This window comes from Natroniella sp. ANB-PHB2, from assembly GCF_046097105.1.
Lineage (GTDB): Bacteria > Bacillota > Halanaerobiia > Halobacteroidales > Halobacteroidaceae > Natroniella.
Map to the genome: position 1 here is coordinate 943,049 of NZ_CP175562.1, position 20,874 is coordinate 963,922.

A 20,874-nucleotide genomic window follows, 5' to 3' on the forward strand; every position below is an offset into this window, starting at 1 on the left:
TCTTCCTCCTCCTAATCTTCAACAGAGGTTTTTAATCTTATTTAGATTCAGGTTAAAATTCAATTTTAAAAGTATTAACTTCTTCTAACCGGTTATATTAAGCATACGAAAATAATGAAATTACTAATAAATGCAGGAAAATATAGATTGATAACTAATATCTAAAGTTAGGAGATAAAATAAGGAGGAATAAAAAATGAGTTTAAAAGAAGATGCACTTAACTTACATCAAGAAAACCAAGGCAAATTAAAAGTAAATACTAAAGTAAAAGTTAATGATGAAAATGATCTTTCACTTGCTTACTCGCCAGGAGTAGCAGAGCCTTGTCTAGAAATCGCTAAAGATGAGAAGAAGGTTTATGAATATACCAATAAGTCAAATTTCGTAGCTGTTGTCAGTAATGGTAGTGCTGTCCTAGGCTTAGGTGATATTGGAGCCAAAGCCTCAATGCCTGTCATGGAAGGAAAAGCTGTTCTCTTTAAAGAATTTGGTGGTGTTGATGCTTTCCCTATCTGTATTAATGAAACAGATCCAGATGCATTAGTTAAGGCAGTTAAGCAGATTGCTCCTACATTTGGTGGTATTAATCTAGAAGATATCAAAGGACCTGAGTGTTTCTATATTGAGCAAAAATTAAAAGAAGAATTAGATATTCCAATCTTTCATGATGATCAACATGGTACTGCTATTATTACTTTAGCTGGCCTATTAAATGCTTTAAAAATAGTTGACAAAAAGATGGAAGATCTTAAAATAGTAGTTAATGGTGCAGGAGCTGCTGGAGTAAGTATTGTTAAACTCTTATTATCTGAAGGTGTTGAACAGATCAAAGTTTTAGATAGCAAGGGTTTAATTTATCAAGGACGAGATAATTTAGATAAGGCAAAGGAAGAATTAGCTGAATTGACAAATAAAGAGAAAGAAGAAGGCAACCTTGCCGATGCAATTGTAGGCGCAGATGTCTTTATTGGCGTTTCTGTTGCTGGAGTATTGAGTAAAGAGATGGTAAAAGGTATGGCTGATGATCCAATTTTATTCCCAATGGCCAACCCTGATCCTGAAATTTGGCCTGAAGATGCTTTTGAAGCAGGAGCTAAAATAGTGGGCACCGGTCGTTCTGATTATCCAAACCAAGTTAATAATGTAATGGCCTTCCCTGGCGTCTTCCGTGGTGCATTGGATGTAAGGGCCAAAGATATCAATCAAGAGATGAAAGTAGCCGCTGCATATGCCTTAGCTGAATTAGTCACTGAGGATAAGTTGGCCCCTGATTATGTGATTCCAAAGCCATTCGATGAGCGGGTTGGCCCTTATGTTGCTGCTGCAGTAGCTCAAGCTGCTATTGAAAGTGGTGTAGCTAGAATAGAGCTTGATTATGACACTGAATTAGAGAATGCTAAAAAATTGATGACGAAATAAGTTTGAGGTTAAATAAAGATAATAAACATAAAGTAATAAACAAATAATCTACAACAAAAACATAAATTTATTAATAATTAAAGCAGTCATAAAACCTTTTCCTTATGACTGCTTTTTTAGTTTTGATTTATTAAATGATTTTACTAAAACTTAACCTTAGACTTAAACTAAAAAGGACTTAGTGTTAGTCCTTTTTATATTTAAAGTACAGACCGGTTAATGGTGGCAATGTAATCTCAATTGAATGCTCCCGCCCATGCCAAGCAATAGGTTCTGAGTAAACTCCTCCTAAATTTCCTAAATTAGTTCCACCATAAATTTCAGCATTAGTATTTAATATCTCCTCATAAAACCCTGCTTCTGGTACAGCTAACCTATAATTTTCCCTAATAACAGGTGTAAAGTTAAAAACACAGACCAGCCTTTCCTCCGGATTATAACCCTTGCGAATGAAAGAAATAACACTCTTCTCAAAGTCATGACAATCAATCCACTCAAATCCTGATTGATCAAAATCATTCTCCCATAAAGCATTCTGTTTTTGATAGATAGCATTTAATTCACAGACAAATCTCAACAACTTCTGATGAGGTTTATAATCTAAAAGATGCCAATCAAGGCTTCTAGTATCATTCCATTCATTCCACTGTCCAAATTCATTACCCATAAAGAGAAGTTTTTTGCCAGGATGGCCAAACATATAAGCATAAAAGAGTCGTAAATTAGCAAATTTCTGCCAGCGATCACCAGGCATCTTTCCAATCATTGAACTCTTTTCATGGACTATTTCATCATGGGACAATATCAAGATATGATTTTCATTAAATGAATATAATAAAGGAAAAGTTAACTTATTATGATGATATTTTTTATAAAATGGATCGACTTCGATATACTCCAAAGCATCATTCATCCAGCCCATATTCCACTTCATCGAAAAACCAAGTCCACCTAGATAAGTAGGCTTGGTTACTCCTGACCAGGAAGTAGACTCTTCAGCAATAGTTAAGATGCCAGGATAGTATTGGTGAGTAATTGAATTAAAAGACTGTAAAAAAGCAATTGCTTCTAAATTCTCTCGACCTCCATATTTATTACTAATCCATTCTTTTCGTTTGTGATCCAAATAGAGCATAGAGGATACTGCATCAACTCGAAAGCCGTCTATATGAAATTTATCTAGCCAATATAGTGCATTAGAGATTAAAAAATTCCTGACTTCTTCACGACCATAATTAAAGACATACGTTCCCCACTTCTTATGCTCTCCTAATCGAGGATCTAGATGCTCATATAAAGCGGTTCCATCAAATCTACCTAGCCCATGGCCATCTTTAGGGAAATGCCCAGGAACCCAATCTAAAATAACCCCAATATCATGTTGATGGAACTGATCGATTAAATACATTAAATCTTCTGGTTTACCAAACCTACTGGTTGGAGAAAAGTATCCGACTACTTGATACCCCCAAGATTCATCTAATGGATACTCTCCTAGCGGCATCAGCTCTACATGAGTAAAATTATTTTCAGTGACATAACTAACCAGCTTATCGGCTAATTCACGATAAGTTAAAAACCTATTATCTTCTTCAGGAACTCTGGCCCAAGAAGCTAGATTAACTTCATAAATTGAAATTGGTTTTTGTAACCAGTCTATCTCTTCTCTTTTTTTCATCCAATTATCATCTTGCCATTGATGCTTATTAGATAGATCATAGGTTAGTGAAGCACTAGCAGGTCTTAACTCACTATAAAAAGCATAAGGGTCTGATTTAATTAACTTTTGGCCCGCTTTAGTCAATATCTCAAATCGATATAATTCTTCCTCTCCTAAACCAGGAATAAACAATTCCCAGACTCCAGACCCTTCTAATAACCTCAATTGATGTATCCTTCCATCCCAATTATTAAACTGACCAATCACACTAACTCGCTTTGCTTCTGGAGCCCAAATAGAAAAATGAACCCCTCTACTTCCATCGTGAGTTATAATTTTGGCCCCCATCTTTTCATAAATACGATGATGATTTCCTTCATTAAATAGATGTAAATCATAATTCGATAAAACAGGGCCAAAGGTATAAGGGTCTTCTTCTAACCAACGACTCTGCTCAGTTTCAAATTGTAATTGATAATCAAATAGCTGTTCAGCTTCAATTACCTTTTCAAACAGTCCACTTTCTGCTACCTTATTTAATTCAATCTTTTGCTCTAAATCATCAGAGACAACAAAAACATTAGTTACATCTGGTCGAAAAACCCTAATCACTACTTGGTTTTTATCAAGAAAATTAGCCCCCAGAAAATCAGATGGCTTTTTTAATCTAGCACTAACAATCTTATCTATTTCAGTTTGACTTAGCTTGCTCCTACTCATTATGCCCTCCCTTCTCTATAATTATAAACTTCTTTCCCTAATCATTTTTTTCCTCTTAGTTAAGAGGGTTAAATTAAAATAATCCTATATATCTTATAAGATATATAGGATTATACTTAGGTTTGAATCTTTAATTATCAAGTTCATCTCTATAAAATATTCCTTCTAAAGCAACCGTATCCCAGTCTTCTTCACGAATTGGTTCTCCTTGATAAAGAAACTTAACTCCATCAATCCAATCTCTTTCATACTCTGGTTGTAAAAAAGAATTAATCAAGGTTACAGAAGTAAAATGTCCATCAGCTGCTCCTTGAAAATAATCTAAATACCATGTAATCCCAGCATTTCCTCTAAAGGTAGGTAGTTCATCTTTATTTCGGTTCCATTGGTGTTCCTCTAAATTTATAACTGCTATATCTCTTCCGTTTTCTTCTTCTATTTCTATAACCTTAATCGGTAAAAAATCAAATCTAAATCTTGATAACCTATTAGCAATTACCTGTAATTTTTCCAACAGCTCTAAATCATCAGCAATCTGAATATAAAAGTTAACTTCCGTATCATCATATCTTTCATCTGATCCATAAATAGGAAAAATAGTAACTTCTAACTCTTCATTATCAAAGCCTACTATATTATTAACTCGTTCATTTTCAAAATTAACCTTATAAAAGATTGTTCCTAACAAAATTAATACTAAAACAATTACTACGATTAGTGGATAATTATCTTTATTCAATATATTCCCACCCTCTTTTAAAATTTTCAGCTTAATATTATTTTTAGCTTAGCTAAACTTTTTATGTAATAAGGGTAAGGAGAATAATTAATTCTCAGCTAAAAATCTCCACAATTCATCTTGAGGGGCTTGATTAAGCTCGATCTCTTTTTGCTCTGTAACAACTACTCTCCCTTGAGCTGTGATCTCTCCAATAATTGTGGCATTAATTCCAGTTGAGGTCAACTTATCTACAACCTTTTCTCCTTCAGCAGTAGTTAAGATCATTGCTCCAGAACCGATTAAGTGATAAGGGTTGATATTTAACAGCTCAGTTATATTTTCAGTTGTTCGATGTAAAGGAATTGCACTTTCTTTTATTGTAAATCCAACTCCAGCTGCTTCAGCCAATTCAAACAAGGAACCATATAAGCCTCCTTCAGTAATATCATGCATTGCATTTACTTTTAGTTCTGCTCCTAATAACCCTTCTGGAATTACACTTAAATATTCAGTTAGATGTTGCGCTTCTTCTATTATTTCAGTCTCAAGCCCCAACTCTAATAAACGTTCAGCAAAATCTGTAGCCAAAATAGCAGTACCTTCTAAACCTGCCCATTTAGTGATAATGATCTGATCTCCTGGCTGAGCATCAGCCGAAGTTACAAATTTATCTTTAGTTGTTTTACCGATTGCTGTACAAGAAACTAAAGGTTGTTGTACAATATCAGTTATTTCTGTATGCCCTCCTAAAATATCGATCTCTAAATCTTGAGCAGCTTGATTTATATCTTTTACTATTGCTGTTATTTCTTCTTTGCTTGTACTTGGTGGAAATAATAAGACTTGTTGAATACCGATTGGTTGTGCACCATTAGCCGCTATATCATTACAAGCAACATTAACTGCTAAACTCCCCATTCCCTCTTGTACCCCAGTAATTGGATCAGTAGACATCACAGCAACAAACTCTCCAAAATCAATCACAGTCGAATCTTCACCGATCCCAGGTCGAACTAAAACTTCATCATTTGTAGCGGAAATTTTACTTAAAATAAGTTCTTTTAGATTGTTAATATCAATTTTACCAGCTTTCATAGGTCTATCACCTTTCTAAACTATTTAATGAAGTAATTATTTAGTAATTTCATCTATAATCTCACTCTTTAATAATGCAAACACAACAGGAAAAGCTATAGCTGCCCCCATACCCATTTGAACAAAATCCATAGGAACCCCCTGCAAAGGAACTATAAAACTTCCACTAAATAATGCTGACACAAAATAATAACCTACTATCATCCAGGTTCCACCAACTAAAATTGCCACTGCATCTTTAACTCTGATAGTGTCAACTTTAATTTGATTGGGATTAGAAATTTTACCAACAATAAACCCTTTAATCCCCTTAACAATCAAAGTAGGAAGTGCCCAATGAGTATAGCCTAATAATATATCTGCTATTGCTGAACCAACTCCTCCTGCTAAAGACCCGAACTTACTACCAAATAAAATAGCAGCTACATAAATCATACTATCGCCTAGATGAATATAACCTTCTGTAGCTGGAACTGGAATCTTAATTACCATAGTAGCTATAGTTACTAATCCAATTAATAGACCAGCTAATGTTAATTTTTTAGTTTTATGCATTCCTGTAACTCCCTTCTTAGAACAATAATTATATCAACTAATCTTAACACAAAACCAAAAAGTTGTCAAAAATTGATTTGTTTTAGTTGTTTAAATAATAACTTCATTTATATCTAACCTCTTCTTTGAATAGATAGTTTCAATTTCTGTAATAAATATCAGTAAAAACTCAAGAGTGAAATATCATCTTTAATCATATATGCTATTTTTTTGTAAAGCTCCTTTAAATATAGAAATTTTTTAATAGATTAAATAAATATTCAAGTTATATTTAAATAGATTATAGGATATTATAATTAATGTGCTGAAAGGAGGTGAGCTTAATAAATGACAGTAGGTGATGATTTACACCAAGCTCTTACAGGGTTAGAAACTGCTAAAAGCACTTTAGAAGGTTTTTCTCAAGATACTAATGATGATTTAGCTCAAGATATGTACACTCAATGTGCTCAACAAATTGAGCAGGTAGCTCAACAATTAGAAGATAGAGTAAATTACGTTGAAAGTGAAGAACCACAATATAAGCAAAAGCAGCAAATGCAACAAAATCAGCAGGGCCAACAAAATCAACAGAATCAATAAAATAATTTTAATAAATAGAGCAAGCTAATTATTAACAGTTAGCTTGCTCTGGTTTATTTAGTAATAAAAATATTTTTATTACTAAATAAAAACCCTCATTCTAAATTTATGGTAATTTATTCCTAGTATATTTTTTAGTTTATTTAACAAAATAATAGCAAGGAGGCTTATCTGTCATGGCTACCCAATTATTAAAAGGCTTAATAGAGAAATCATTAAAAATGATCTTATTATCACTAATTTTAGTGGCTATATTTATTTTAATAGAATCATTTTTAGAAAACATATCTAATAATCCTGATTTTTTTAATCAATTACCGACTAAATTAAATCCACTTTTAAGACAACTACCTAGACTTAATGGTCAAGTGCTATTTGAGTTAGTTTAACAACTCACTTTTTTAATCTCTCTTATAGTTTTAACAAGCTATTTTTCTGATTGAAAATTTAATTTGTTATTTTTAATATAAACTCTAACCTGATCACCATCTGCTAAAGGTTCAATTAGTTGGGCATCTTGACCATTCTTCTCAATAATCAACTTCCCATTAATATTTGTTGGGATTTCATAATTAATATGATTTAATAATTGATTCAAGTGTACGGTGCCAGGTTTATAAACAAGCTTATCACCAGCAAAGACTTCTTCTTCATCATTTACTGCCTTCCCATTTTTTAATAATTTGAAATTAGTAACTGGCAATTTTATTGACTGTTCATTAAATATAATATTAATTGTATTATTCAATTCCATTTCTTCTAAAATATCTTTTATTCGTAAGCTAGCCTGATTAACCTCTGTAAATTTTAAATGATCACCAGTAGTAACTTCTTTATCCAATGGTACTTCTTTTCCATTAAGTAAAATATGATAATTTTGATAGCGCTTTTCCTGTTCTTCTCCGTTAAAAGTATAAACGATCTTTTTTTCTTTAATCTCTTCAACAGGAAACTCTAAAATCTCTTCGACTACTTCTTTTACTGTCTGAGGTAAAATATAATTAATTTTTGCCCTATCTTTTAATTCTGTATTTAAACTTACTCGCTCCTCATTCATATAACAAATTGGTTCTAAGTTTACCTCTGTATTATTTATATGTATCTTTTGACTTGGTAGTTCAGGAACTACATCTGCTACTATTCCAGATGCATTCTTACCTTGTTCACCTAATTCAACTGTCAATTGATCACCGTGGCTAATTTCAGTTTCAAGTTCTGCTTTTGTACCATTGATTAAAATCTTTCCAGCAGTTCCTAATGAGCCTCTAATCACCTTCAAATCACCATTAACTTCTACTGAAATAGCTAAACCAGGGCTTGGTTTTAAAGCCTTAATATCAACTTCAGCTGCTAAAAGTGCATCAGATACTTTAGGCTCTCTTAAAGTAAACAAATGAGTTAAATTTCCATTAACTTCTACATCTATAAAGTTAACCTGGTTGTTATTATTATGGCAAGTAATCGCAATACCAAATGGTGTTATTGATTGGGTTTCTGCTATTCCATCAATTTCTCCTGTAATCTCATCTATTTCTTGGCAATCTTTAATTCCAACTCTATTAATAGGTAATTCTAATTCTTTAGCTAATTTTTCCTTTAATAAAGGAGTTAAACTACCCCCACCAATGCAAATAACAGCTTGTGGTTCTTCTTTATTTAATTCTAAGACTTGCTTAGCAATTTGCTGGGCCAAATTCTCTACTTCATCTTCTATCATTTTAATAATACTAGTAGTTGCTACGGTAGTTGTTTGACCTAAAATATCTTTGATTTTCACCTTGTCTTCCAAAGTTAACTTTCTTTTAATTTTTTCAGCTTTATGATAATCAAGCATATAATTCTGGCATATTGCTTCAGTAATCTCATCACCTGCTACTGGAACCATAGCATACCCGATAATTGAACCCTCTTTGGTAATGGCAATATCTGAAGTTCCAGCGCCAATATCTACTAAAGCTAAATTAAAGTTATACATTTGTCGTGGTACAATCAAATTAGAAGCAGCAATTGGTTCTAGTGTTAAATGATCCACCTCCAAATCTGTTTGCCGAATAACTGTTAATAGAGAATCAACCACTATTCTTGGTAAAAAAGTAGCAATTAAATCAACTTCTATTTTTTTGCCACTTTGCCCTATTAAATTACCAATCTTCATTCCATCTAGCATATTTTGTAACAAAGTATATCCTACAAAATGATATCCATCAGCTTGATTATCATTTCCGGCTAATTTTTCTTGAGCATTTTGAACAGCAGAAAATTCTAAAGCTTGTACATCGCTAGTAGTTATCTCCCTTTTATTTTCAAATTCTAATTGAAAATGACCAGTAACCGTCTTTAAAGCACGTCCAGCAGCAGCAATTCCAACCTTATTTAAGTTTATATCACATTTTCTTTCTAAGCGGGTTTTGATCTTTTCTACTTGTTGAGCAACTTCTCTTACATTATGTATTTGACCATCTATCATTGAACGATTTTTATGTTCTATCATTTCAGATGCTTTAACAATCAACTTATCATTAGTAGTAGGTTCTAATACAACCCCAACTACTGTTCTAGTTCCAATATCTAAAGCAAAGACTAAGTCATTCTTTTCTTGCATTTAGCAAACCTCCTATTATAAAATGATTGATATATGGTGTCAGTGGTGAAATTAATAAAAAGACTGCCTTTATGATATTTTCTCTTTTTTTGAATTTTATCGTTAGCTTATTCAACTATTTAACGATTTATAATAAATTTCCTGCTTAATAAGGAGTTAATTTATCAAATTTAATCTTTCTTAAATATAATTTAACATTTTATTTTAAATAAACAAAAAAAGCACCTTGTTAACAAGGTGCTTTTTTGTTTAAAGTTTCTTATAGATAAAACCACTGTATGCTGGTAAATTAAAGTCTACCTTTTTATTTTGTTCTATAATTAAAGTATCCATCGGTTCAATTTCAGTTTCAGTTGTAAAATCATTAATCTGATCTAGATCAGCAATTTTGGCCCATTTCCCTTCAACATCAAACTCTAATTTCACTTTGATATCTGCCCCTTCAAAGTTGATCAGGATTAACATTTCCTCATCACTATCTAGGTCTTTTGTTCTCCAACCAATCAAACGTTTATTCTTCCCTTTTTCTTCAGACAACCAAGGCCCTAACATCCAACTGAATTCACCAGTTTCAATCGGATTGGCTCCAGAAATCTTCAAAGCTCCATATTTTTTACGCAAATTAATCAATCGTTGTGTCCAGTCAAAGAATGGATTATACTCAAATTCTGGACAGTTAGGATCAGGAGTTACTTTATTAAGATCAATATTATTGGCATCTCTGTTTACTCCAAACTCTTGGCCCATATATAGCATTGGCTGACCTAAAGCAGTCATAGTGGCCATCATGGCTAACTTAGCCTTTCTGTCTTTGATATTACAATCAGTTATTTCGTTTGTTTCAACCTCAAATTTAACACTCGGTTCATCATGACTTTCACTATAATTAATGACATTGTTTGTATGATCAGCAAATTGGTTCTTAGAGAAATAAAAAATATCTCCTAATCCTTGCGGTGTATTATAACACCAATCCCTATAAACACCTTCCCTCAACAATGCTTTAATCTTGTCATGAAACATATCACTCCACTGGGCATAGCCATTATATCCTTCAAAATTCAAATCTGACTCATTAGGTAGGTTTTCAGCAATCAAAATTGTATCAGCTTTAAATCCACTATCCCTAATTTTATCTTGTATTTCATACAGTAATTGGTGATCTAAATAATTACTATGCGTAGCATCAAATCTAAATCCATCTACATGATATTCCTCAATAAATAATTTACAAGAATCGATTAACATATTATTAACTTCAGGTTTCTCAGTAGCAACTCGATTGCCCCATTTAGTACTTCCAGAAAAATAAAGTCCCCCTGGCCCCGAGCCATCATCAATCAGATCCCATAATGGGTTAAATTGATTTGAAGTATGATTGAATACTTGATCAACAATTACTGCTAAACCATGATTATGCGCAGTATCGACTAATTTTCTAAAGTCATCTAAATCACCAAAATCCTTCTCTATTGACATAAAGCTACATGGATCATATCCCAAACCGAAATGGCTCCAAGATTCAGAAGTAGGCATTAAAGCTAAAGCAGTAACCCCTAAATCATTAAAATAGCCTTCTTCAATTCTACGAATAACTCCCTTAAATGTACTCTGTTCTTCTATTGGAAGATCTGAATCTTCATCTGTAAAGCCATATACATTCAATTCATAGATAATTAATTGACTAATATCAGGTGTTTCCCAATCTTGATCTGTCCATTCAAATTCGGTTGGATCAGCAACTACACAATTTTCTCGTTGATAGTTATCACTATAAACTCTAGTATAAGGATCCCAAGCCCATCTCTCATTTCCTCCAATACCCCCATGAACAAAAAATTTATATTCAACTTCTGGAAGTTCGGGATCTATCTGATCAGCTGGCACCCTTGTCCACCAAATATTGGGTTGGTTATAATACCCTTGGTATAAGTCAAGCTCAATAAATGACTCTTCTTCATCAGCACAAGCAGGACAATTACCAGGAGTTTGAAAATCATTGAGATTAGAACCTAAATAAACTCGACCAGCTCGTGGATGAAAGAGAGCAAAACTGATTGAACCATCAGTTAACTTATGAGCTCCTAATAAAGAAGGGGTTTCAAATTTAGACACATCTGTTTGTGGTAAATAAAAATTATCCTGGGGAATTAAATCTTTAATTTTCTGATAGGCCTCTTTAATATGCCCGACAGGATCTGCTGGTCTAACATTATAAACATTATGCCAGCCTGCTTTACACCAAATTTCCCCTCCTAATCCTGCATTATAAAAACGATTGTTTCGTTCATCTTCCCAGATGGTGTGATCTCCTAATTCATCTTTAAATTTAAAATTGAAGTTTGTTCGATTAACTACTAAATCATAGTAGAGTCCATAATCGTCCCTGCCATCAGGATAAACCTTTTTTTGAAATTTTCCTGTTCCATCCAGCCAAGCCCATAAAACTGGATTTCTAAAATTTCTTTTATTATCATAATGAATTCTTACTTTTGTTCTCATCAAATCCTCCTTTAGTCAATTATCGCTAACTATTCTTCATTTATATTATTAACCAAAAGAAGTTAAATAATTAATTAAGTTCAAGTTTAATTCTGAGCTTTAGAAAAAAATTAAATAGTCCCCTAATATTTTAGCTTTGAGTTTAATGAAAAAGTTTGATAATAGACCCATCGGACAAAAAGCACACCAGATTCTTTCCTTAAAGATCAGCCCTAAGAAAACACCAATTAATGTAGTTGCTAAGATCAAACGATAAAAAATTAAACCACTTTGCTCCCAGTCTCCTGCGACTAAATAAATTGCAATTAATAAGTTTCCAATCAGCAAGCCTAAGAAACCAATTTTAAAATATGTCTTTTTAAATATAGAAGGTATTTTTCGCTGGAAACTTATCTTTTCTATTAAGTTATCATATAAGCTACCTCGTGGACAAAAAAAACCACACCAGATTCTCTTCCCTGTTATTGTAGAAGTAACTAATGGTGCTAACATACAAACTATAACTAAATTTCCTAACAATAAATTCACCCTACCAAATAGCAAGAAAAATATTAATAAAATCCAACTAATATTTTTTATAAACCTGATTAAATTACCTTTCACTTTTATCCTCCAGTATACATTAATTAATATATACTATGATTATCTAAAGAATATAATGAATTAATGATATTATAATCCCATTGATTCAAATTAAAGCATGGTAGTCTATTTAGAAGAATATAGTTTTATATTAATATAATTTTTAAGCTTAGGTCTTACTTAAACTTAGATTTAACCTTAGACTTAATACCAACAAAAAAGAAATTATAAAAATATATTAAATTAAAGCAAATAATGATAGAATATAATTAAGCAGAAGAATTTAAGAATTAATAGGAAGAAACTACTATTATGAGGAGGGTTTTTTATAAAAAATAAAATACTTTTTTTCTTGCTATGGATTTTTTTAATTTCATCATTCTCTTCAATAGTTTCAGCTGATAATTCAACTCAAATCATTTCAACTGTTGGTTTAGGAGAGATTGAATTTGAACCTGATCAAACAGTAATTGAAGTAGAGGTATTAGCAGAAGGGAGAGATAAAACAAACCTTAAACATCATACTGAACAAAAGCTTAATTCACTAAAAAAAGATATAACAGAACTTGAATTATTAAGCAGAACAAAGATAATTCAATCAAATCCTGAACATTCTATTTATAACCGTAAAAAAGGAGCCAGACAAGAAAAAATTGAACAATTAAAGTTTTTATTAACAATTGAAATTTTAGACTTTGATTCAACCAAGATTGCATCAGCTATTTTAGATTTGATTGACATTATCAAAGCAAATGATTCCAGTCGTAGACGAGCAACTTACAATCAACACTATGAGATCGGTTATACTGTGATTCAAGGTTACTATACTTTATATGCTTCAATAGAATTACAAGAAAGATTATTAAAAGAAGCTATAGCAGATAGCAAACAAAAAGCAGAAATATTGGCTCGAACAATCAATTCATCAATTATGGGTATTCAACAAATCAAAGCAGAATATATCGGTTTGATTAATTATCAGGAAGAAATTTCTATTATTGCCCCACAACCTCCTACTAGAAAGATTTATCAAGAAAAGATTGAAGTCTATTATAAAATAAATTGACCTTTCTATATAATAGGTTGGACTTAGTCTATTTAAGGTTTATTGAGTATATTGAAAGAAATCATTAATTCATTTTAGATAACATAAAAAAGCTTCAATCTCATCTAAAGATTGAAGCTTTTTAAAATACAAAGTTGTAATGATGACTTTTTACTAGTTATTAATTGAATTTATTAAAATCTACTCTATCAGGATGGGTATATACATTCAACCTCTTTCCTCTAGCAAATCCAATCACTGTTAAATTTAATTCTTTAGCAATCTTGATTGTTAGGTTTGTAGGAGCAGATCTAGAGGCTACAATCGGAACCTCTTGCTTAGCAGCTTTAAGTAACATTTCTGAAGAAATTCTACCACTAGTCAATAAAATCTTATCTGTAAGATTAATTTCATTCATAAATGCTTCACCAATAATCTTATCGACAGCATTATGTCGTCCTACATCTTCATGAAACATAATAATCTCTTCCTGATCAGTCAAACAACAACTATGTACTCCACCAGTCTGTTTGAAGAGTTTGGATTGACGACTCATCTTTTTTATTAAACTTAAAATCTTTTTAACATTAATCTTTGTTTTTTCTTTTTTAAGTTTTTTAGTACCTAAAGAATCCAACACATTATAAAAAACGGTACCTTTACCACATCCTGTGGTCAATGTTCTCTTGCCATGTAACTTTTCTCTCATATTCAACTTTTTGTTAGTTGTTATCTTACAAAACCCTTTTTCTGGCTCAACCTCTATTTGCTTTAATTCAGCAGGTGCCTTTAATAATCCTTCTGAAACTAAAAAACCAACTGTTAGATATTCAAGGCTTTGTGGTGAGCATAATAAAGTGATAAACTCTTTATTATTTAAAAATATAGTTAATGCATATTCTTTAATTAAAAAATCATCTATCTGTTCAACCTGACCTTTATTATAGCGTATGACTTTGTTTTTAATAGATAAATCCATGACGATAAGAATCACTCCTTCTAGCAAAAAATTTCAAAAATTTAATTCAAATCAATACTATAATTACTACTTTTTATGGCATTAAATAACATATAATAATTATAGTACAATTATTAATAATAATCAATTATACCTTGATATTTCAAATGGTATTCAATTTAGTTTGGAGGGAGAGATCTTAATGCAATTGGTTGAAACATTAAAAAGAAGAGATAGAGAGGATTTAAATCAAATTGCAGCAAACCATCATATTTATTATGAACCTAATTTTTCAAAAACATGGATCAGTAAAAAAATAAATAAAAAATTATCTGATCCTGCCTATCTTAAAGAGTTAATCGAAAAAAAATTTCCATCTAAGGACATATCAACTATAAAAAGATTAATTTCAACTGAACCGATCAATAAGGAAGGCTTACGACTTTCTACATATGAAATGTTAGTAGATTTAGGTTTAATTTATGAGCAGAATGAATTTTGTTATTTTCCCAATGATATTAAAAAATCATTAATAGACCTTTTAGCTACCAAGCAAAGTTTACCTAAAGCTTCTAAAGAAACTAATTTTACTAAAGCTACTGAACAAGAACCTATTCTAGATAGTGCTAAAAGAGTAATGAAGATCAAGTGTACCCCTTCATTTTTCCACTATTTATTGATTTTTTTGGGTTATATTACTACTTCTGATGAGTTAAAAGAGGATAAGATAAAAAAATTCATTTCTAAACTTAATTGCAGTTCAATTTCTAATCATAAGTTATTTGATTATATTCAACTATATTCATTTGAAAATCAACTCTTAGAAAAATCAACCTACAAAGTAAGTGATAATATTAATAAGTGGCTTAATACATCATATAATGAAAAGATCTTAGTTGGATTAGAAACACTCTTTCCTAAATATGCTCAAAAGCTGAGAAATACTATTGCTGTCTTAAGCCATTACCCTTTACAACAACAAATTTCACTCAATCTTTTTCTTGATGAAATCAATTATCATAAAACTGATCTTAAGCAACTAGAACTATTAGAATTGATGAAAATATTTACTATTAAAGGTGAGAATATTAAATTAACTCGATTATGTTGGAAATTATTCAATTCTAAAGCTAAATATAACTTAATTAAACCTAAGAGCAATAACAAAAAAATTATTATTGTTGAAAATACTGAATTAAAATCACTTTGGTCTATCTTTCAGACGGATTCATCAATAGAAATAACTGATAACCTTGAGCTAAAAGTTAATGAAGCAAATGAAAAATTAAATAGATATTTAGAAAAATCTAAAAAGGATCACTAATGTTTAAGATTAAGACCCAACCTCATCTAAATAGGTTAGACGAGGTTGGGTTAATCAATCAGTCCTATTTACTTCCTGTAATAACTAGTGAAAAAGATTCTAATGGTTTATAATCATCAAACTGAAAATTACCATATAAGTTTATTTTTTTGAAGCCAGTTTCAACCAATATATCTCTTAATTTATCGCTGGTTAAAGGATATAACAAGACTGAATTATTAAATTCACCATTAGGTGTCTTTAAAAGAGTCTTGAAATTAATTTTTGGCCCTTGACTTTCATAATTTCTGATTAACTTTATACCATCTGCACCTTCAATGCTAGGTAATTTAGTAATATCTTTAGCTAAAATACGATCATAATTAACAATCTGTAAAGCAAAAGTTCCTTCCTTTTTCAATAAAGAATAAATTTTGCTGATAAGTTCTCTAATTTCATCTACTCCATCTAAGTGAACTAAAGAGTTTCCAATACAGCTAATCAAGTCAAAACTTTCTATCGAATACAAAGCATCAATTTTTTTTATGTCCTCATTCTGAAAATCTATGCTAACTCCTTCTTCTTTAGCCTTATTATTAGCAGTAGCAATCATCTGTTTACTTAAATCAACTGCTGTTAGTCGATAACCTCGCTTAGCTAACGCAATAGGATAAGTCCCCGTACCAGTAGCAAGATCTAAAACTTTTCCTTTTTCAGATAAGTTTTCTTGTAAAAAATGCAATTTAACTTCTTTAAAAGGAAAAATATGATCATAATAGCGACTAAATTCTTGATAAAATTTCATTAACCTTCCTCCTCCCAAAAGAAGAGATCATCATAATAATCTTTTTCGATTTGACGCTGGCACTTAATTGCTGGATTAATTGCTTCCATAAAACCTTCTATCCAAATTTGATATAACTGGTGCATTAACTTGATAGAAAAATCCACTTCACTCCAAAACTCAGTATGTAATTTCGAATGATGCCGCCAAACTATTTTATTCTCTTCATTTATAACAATAGTTGATAATCTATCACAAGGCATTCTTTCTAAAAAATTATTCTTTAATGCTCTAAAGGCCAATTCTAGATTATTTTCTTGCTTCTCCTGCCATATTTCCCGGGCCAACTCTTGCCCTTGTTTATAATAAGTTTTTCTTAATAAGGTTTCATTCGAAAACTCTTCCACTAATTTTTTAACACAAGCTGTTTCTCGAGTTTGAGCAGTAGTAATTGCCTCTTCTAACCAAGGATGGATATGCTCTTCCCCTATCAACTTCTCTAGTGGCTGTTCAGCTTTTAATTGACCATATTCTTCTCGCAATTGTTTAGTTAATGGATCTACTTTTTTTCCATATTGCTCTTTAAAATTTGTTAATAGTTTTACTTCACGCTCTTCAATAATCATAATTTGCTTGTAAAGCCAATTATGAATTTCTCCTAGTCTTAAACTCATTTTTTTCACTCCTCATCTCACTATTACCTATATTATTAGAAATCATTATTAAATTTATTACGAAAGCTTATTTTTGGTTTCATAGCAATATAAGAAACTTCTGCCCATTATTATAACCTCTTAACTTTCTTTTAACTTAATACAACCAAGAGGACATTCTCTAACACAGTTTTCACAGCCAACACAACTTTCTGGATTAACAACTTTAGATACATCTTCAATTTCAAAGACATTAGGATTAGCTGGGCAGGTAGATTCACAAAGACCACAAGTAATACATTCTTCTTCATTAACTATGGGATAAGCCATATTAATTCCTCCTTGTTTAATTATTATATCTTTATTATAAAGTAATATCTATCATTTGTAATTGATTTAAATCACATCACCAAGTTAAATTATTAATAATCTCCTCCCCTAAGCCTAAATGCTCCTCTCCTGCCTGGTTAATATCACTAATTTTTGTAAAGACGTCATCGATTAAAGATGTAATATTAGAGAAGTGAACATCTACCTTCTTTGTAATTTCTTCACTGTCTTCAATTTTAGATATTAAATTTTTAATACTTTTTTTAGATTTATTCAGCAATTGATAAATCCTTTTAGTACTATTAATAATTTTTTTCAATAACTTAGCAGTCTTAACTGCTAAACTCTTGATTTCTTCTGCTACTACTGAAAAGCCAGTGCTACCTTTATTAACCCTTGCTGCCTCAATTGAAGCATTTAAAGCCAACAAGTTAGTTTGATTAGCAATATTTTTTATTTCCCCTACAAAGTAGGCAATATTATTAATTTCTTCATGCAATTCAGTAAAGTTAGAATAAAATTGGTCCAGCTCGGTTGTAGAAGCATTTAGTTTAGATTCCATTTCAGTAATGATCTCTTCTCCTAATTTATTTTCATTTAAAACCTCTTTCACATCTTTATTAATTTGATTTACTTGACTAATAATCCAATCATCCTCCTCAATCATCTGATTAATCTGTCCTTTAACATCATCTTTTAACTTATATAATCTATTCTGGCAACTATCTGCTTCTGCTAGTGCTTTCTTTAACTCAGTTAGTTTCTGTTTTTGTGCTTCTAACTTTTCTTTAAGTTCTTTATTTTCTCTTTCCAATTCTTGAATCTCACTTTTATAATGATTACTTTTATTTATAAATAACAAAACAATCCCCCCCTCTCACTTTAATTTGATTTTACTATTCTTTAACAAAGTTTACTATGAGAATTATCACAAAAATTAAAATAGAATACTTTATTTAAATTAAGTTAATAATAACTATGACTTTGAAGGGAGGAATAAAAATGCGTTTTATGAACTTATTTAATCGCAAAGAAGGCTTTCTAAGTGATATTTTCAATAGAAAGTCTTCAAACTCAAATTCAAAATCAATCTATACTAAAGTCTTAGCAGTTACAGGGATTTATCTGCTAAGGAGAATGCTTAAAAAGTAACCTTCTTTCAAAGAATAAATAATCCAGGGGAAACCCTGGGTTATTTTATTATTAAGCAGATTATTGTAAGTTTAGTTTTAGTCTATAACTGAAGGTCATTTTATTTGTAATAGATGTATAATCTTTCAAATCATTCTAAATACTAAAGGTAGATTTTTAACATATCCAAGGAGGTAGATTAATGGCAAAATTAATACCAGGTATTGAAGAGTTAACTGATGGCAAAGTTAGTGTTCATGAAACTGTCAATGAAATGTATGAAAAGATTCATCAGGATGGATTGAGTAATGTTTTTGATCGTTTCGATCCCCAAGAAAAAATCCGTTGCGGATTTTGTAGTGATGGAGTCAGCTGTCAACTATGTACAAATGGCCCATGTCGAATTTCAGAAAAAGTAGGAGCAGAACTTGGTGACTGTGGGATTGATCCTGATGCAATGGCAATGCGTGATATGTTATTAAGAAATATTATGGGTACCAGTACTTATGCCCATCATGCTTATAATGCTTTTAGAACCCTTAAGTCTACCGGAGAAGGAAAAACACCTTTCGGTATTACTGATGAAGAAAAGCTAAATTGGATGGCAGAAGCAGTAGGGGTTGATACTTCTCAAACCAAAGAAGAAATTGCTATTCAATTAGCAGATTTTTTAATTGATCAGTTGAGCAGTGATTATGATGATCCTCCTGCAATGGTAGAAATTTTTGCCCCAGAACCCCGTAAAAAAGTATGGCAGGATCTAGCTATCTATCCTGTGGGAGTTATGCATGAAATTAAAGATGCAACGGCCAGTTGTTTAACAAATGTCGATGGAGATCATTTCTCTCTAGCAAGGAAAGCATTACGAGCTGGAATTGCTACAATCTATGGAGCACAATTAGGACTGGAAATGGTTCAAGATATTTTATTTGGTACTCCTATGCCCCATGAAGTTGATACAGATATGGGGATTTTAGACCCTGATTATGTAAATATTATGTTCAATGGACATGAACCCTGGACAGCAGTTGCTACTATTTATGCTGCTCGTGATCCTCAAATTCAACAGAAAGCTAAAGATGCTGGAGCAAAAGGAGTTAGAGTAATTGGCTCAATAGAAACTGGACAAGAATTATTACAACGTTTTGAAATAGATGAAGTATTTAGAGGGTTGATCGGTAACTGGTTAGCGATTGAACCTGTCTTAGCTACTGGTGCAGTAGATATCTTTGCTATGGATGAAAACTGCTCTCCACCTAATTTAAAGCCTTACGAAGAAAAATATCAGGTCAAACTCGTTTCAGTTAATGATTTGGTAAGAATTCCAGGAGTAGAAGATAACTATGATTATAAACCAACAGAAGTAGGAGATACAGCACAAAAATTAATTGATATGGGAATAGATAACTTCAAACAACGAAGGGAGAATGTAACTCCACATGTACCACAGCGAGTCCAAAAAGCTATTTCAGGTTTTTCTACTGAAGCAGTTATTAACGCTCTGGGAGGAAAATTAGATCCTTTAGTTGATGTTCTCAAAGCAGGTAATATTAAAGGAGTTGTCGGATTGGTCAACTGTACTACTTTAGCTAATGGGCCACATGATTATATGACAGTCAACCTAGCTAAAGAGTTAATCAAACGGGATATATTAATTGTCAGTGGTGGATGTGGTAACCACGGATTGGAAGTAGCCGGACTAGCTGATCTTAAAGCAGCTGAACAAGCCGGTGAAGGATTAAAAGCTGTCTGCGAACAGCTTAATATTCCACCAGTTCTTAGCTTTGGAACCTGTACTGATACGGGAAGAATCTCAATGTTAGTAACTGAACTTGCTAACTTCTTAGAAGTAGATACTGCTCAATTACCAGTAGCAGTAACTGCTCCCCAGTATCTAGAGCAAAAAGCAACTATCGATGCTATGTTTGCGTTAGCATATGGGTTATATACTCATCTATCTCCTACTCCTCCAGTTGCTGGCGGGCCAAAGTTAGTTAAATTATTGACTGAAGATTTAGAAGAGCTGACAGGAGGAAAGGTTGCTTTAGGAAATGATCCTAAAGAAGCTGCTGATGGAATTGAAGCACATATTATGAAAAAAAGAGAAGAACTTGGTCTTTAAATAGAAAAACAAAAAGTTCCCAAGGGAACTTTTTGTTTTTTAAAGTTATTTAGTTATGTTACTTTTATACCATAGCTATCAGTTGTCAGCTGGTAACTGTATCATATAG

General features: G+C 31.7%; 18 protein-coding genes. 6 read left to right on the forward strand and 12 right to left on the reverse strand.

The annotated features are described in order from the left end of the window. The first annotated feature begins 196 nt into the window (after positions 1-196). Positions 197-1,420 (forward strand): NADP-dependent malic enzyme, encoded by a 1,224-nt coding sequence (locus tag ACKF5P_RS04800; protein WP_408956353.1) that lies wholly within the window; start codon positions 197-199, stop codon positions 1,418-1,420. 184 nt (positions 1,421-1,604) lie between these two features. On the opposite strand, the gene glgB is transcribed toward ACKF5P_RS04800, so the two are convergent. From glgB to ACKF5P_RS04820, 4 genes are all read right to left on the reverse strand, one after another. Then, positions 1,605-3,800, reverse strand: a complete 2,196-nt coding sequence (gene glgB, locus ACKF5P_RS04805; protein WP_408956354.1) for a 1,4-alpha-glucan branching protein GlgB — start codon at positions 3,798-3,800, stop codon at positions 1,605-1,607. Positions 3,801-3,930: 130 nt separating this feature from the next. Further along, positions 3,931-4,539, reverse strand: a complete 609-nt coding sequence (locus tag ACKF5P_RS04810; RefSeq protein ID WP_408956355.1) for a hypothetical protein — start codon at positions 4,537-4,539, stop codon at positions 3,931-3,933. 87 nt (positions 4,540-4,626) lie between these two features. After that, positions 4,627-5,616: an AIR synthase family protein gene (locus ACKF5P_RS04815; protein WP_408956356.1), complete on the reverse strand. Its 990-nt coding sequence runs from the start codon at positions 5,614-5,616 to the stop codon at positions 4,627-4,629. A 36-nt stretch (positions 5,617-5,652) separates the two neighbouring features. Beyond that, positions 5,653-6,171, reverse strand: coding sequence for an ECF transporter S component (locus tag ACKF5P_RS04820; protein ID WP_408956357.1), 519 nt, complete (start codon positions 6,169-6,171; stop codon positions 5,653-5,655). A 327-nt stretch (positions 6,172-6,498) separates the two neighbouring features. Between ACKF5P_RS04820 and ACKF5P_RS04825 the strand changes: the two genes are divergently transcribed. Beyond that, on the forward strand, positions 6,499-6,753 hold the full coding sequence (locus ACKF5P_RS04825; protein WP_408956358.1) for a DUF1657 domain-containing protein: 255 nt from the start codon (positions 6,499-6,501) through the stop codon (positions 6,751-6,753). Positions 6,754-6,929: 176 nt separating this feature from the next. Next, complete coding sequence (locus ACKF5P_RS04830) at positions 6,930-7,142, forward strand: hypothetical protein (RefSeq protein WP_408956359.1); 213 nt, start codon at positions 6,930-6,932, stop codon at positions 7,140-7,142. A gap of 38 nt (positions 7,143-7,180) precedes the next feature. Here ACKF5P_RS04830 and ACKF5P_RS04835 read toward each other — a convergent pair whose 3' ends face one another. From ACKF5P_RS04835 to ACKF5P_RS04845, 3 genes are all read right to left on the reverse strand, one after another. Continuing rightward, on the reverse strand, positions 7,181-9,355 hold the full coding sequence (locus tag ACKF5P_RS04835; RefSeq protein ID WP_408956360.1) for a cell division protein FtsA: 2,175 nt from the start codon (positions 9,353-9,355) through the stop codon (positions 7,181-7,183). 249 nt (positions 9,356-9,604) lie between these two features. Next, on the reverse strand, positions 9,605-11,857 hold the full coding sequence (locus ACKF5P_RS04840; protein WP_408956361.1) for an alpha-amylase family glycosyl hydrolase: 2,253 nt from the start codon (positions 11,855-11,857) through the stop codon (positions 9,605-9,607). Positions 11,858-11,956: 99 nt separating this feature from the next. After that, positions 11,957-12,460 carry a 4Fe-4S binding protein gene (locus ACKF5P_RS04845; RefSeq protein ID WP_408956362.1) on the reverse strand — a complete coding sequence of 168 codons (504 nt, stop codon included), beginning with the start codon at positions 12,458-12,460 and terminating at the stop codon, positions 11,957-11,959. A gap of 331 nt (positions 12,461-12,791) precedes the next feature. Here ACKF5P_RS04845 and ACKF5P_RS04850 point away from each other — a divergent pair, with 331 nt between their 5' ends. Then, positions 12,792-13,505, forward strand: coding sequence for an SIMPL domain-containing protein (locus ACKF5P_RS04850; protein ID WP_408956363.1), 714 nt, complete (start codon positions 12,792-12,794; stop codon positions 13,503-13,505). Between the two features lie 160 nt (positions 13,506-13,665). On the opposite strand, the gene fdhD is transcribed toward ACKF5P_RS04850, so the two are convergent. Further along, positions 13,666-14,463 carry a formate dehydrogenase accessory sulfurtransferase FdhD gene (fdhD, locus tag ACKF5P_RS04855; RefSeq protein WP_408956364.1) on the reverse strand — a complete coding sequence of 266 codons (798 nt, stop codon included), beginning with the start codon at positions 14,461-14,463 and terminating at the stop codon, positions 13,666-13,668. A gap of 181 nt (positions 14,464-14,644) precedes the next feature. On the opposite strand from fdhD, the gene ACKF5P_RS04860 reads away from it, so the two are divergent. Beyond that, positions 14,645-15,766 carry a hypothetical protein gene (locus ACKF5P_RS04860; protein WP_408956365.1) on the forward strand — a complete coding sequence of 374 codons (1,122 nt, stop codon included), beginning with the start codon at positions 14,645-14,647 and terminating at the stop codon, positions 15,764-15,766. A gap of 64 nt (positions 15,767-15,830) precedes the next feature. Here ACKF5P_RS04860 and ACKF5P_RS04865 read toward each other — a convergent pair whose 3' ends face one another. The 4 genes from ACKF5P_RS04865 to ACKF5P_RS04880 form a co-directional block, all read right to left on the reverse strand. After that, on the reverse strand, positions 15,831-16,550 hold the full coding sequence (locus tag ACKF5P_RS04865; RefSeq protein ID WP_408956366.1) for a class I SAM-dependent methyltransferase: 720 nt from the start codon (positions 16,548-16,550) through the stop codon (positions 15,831-15,833). Beyond that, on the reverse strand, positions 16,550-17,203 hold the full coding sequence (locus tag ACKF5P_RS04870; protein ID WP_408956367.1) for a hypothetical protein: 654 nt from the start codon (positions 17,201-17,203) through the stop codon (positions 16,550-16,552). The genes ACKF5P_RS04865 and ACKF5P_RS04870 overlap by 1 nt, the downstream gene beginning before the upstream one ends. Positions 17,204-17,323: 120 nt before the next feature. Further along, positions 17,324-17,512: a DUF362 domain-containing protein gene (locus tag ACKF5P_RS04875; RefSeq protein WP_408956368.1), complete on the reverse strand. Its 189-nt coding sequence runs from the start codon at positions 17,510-17,512 to the stop codon at positions 17,324-17,326. Between the two features lie 76 nt (positions 17,513-17,588). Next, entirely contained in the window at positions 17,589-18,374 is a 786-nt protein-coding gene (locus tag ACKF5P_RS04880; protein WP_408956369.1) for a methyl-accepting chemotaxis protein, read from the reverse strand. Between the two features lie 471 nt (positions 18,375-18,845). On the opposite strand from ACKF5P_RS04880, the gene cooS reads away from it, so the two are divergent. After that, complete coding sequence (cooS, locus tag ACKF5P_RS04885) at positions 18,846-20,765, forward strand: anaerobic carbon-monoxide dehydrogenase catalytic subunit (RefSeq protein ID WP_408956370.1); 1,920 nt, start codon at positions 18,846-18,848, stop codon at positions 20,763-20,765. The last annotated feature ends 109 nt before the right edge of the window (positions 20,766-20,874 follow it).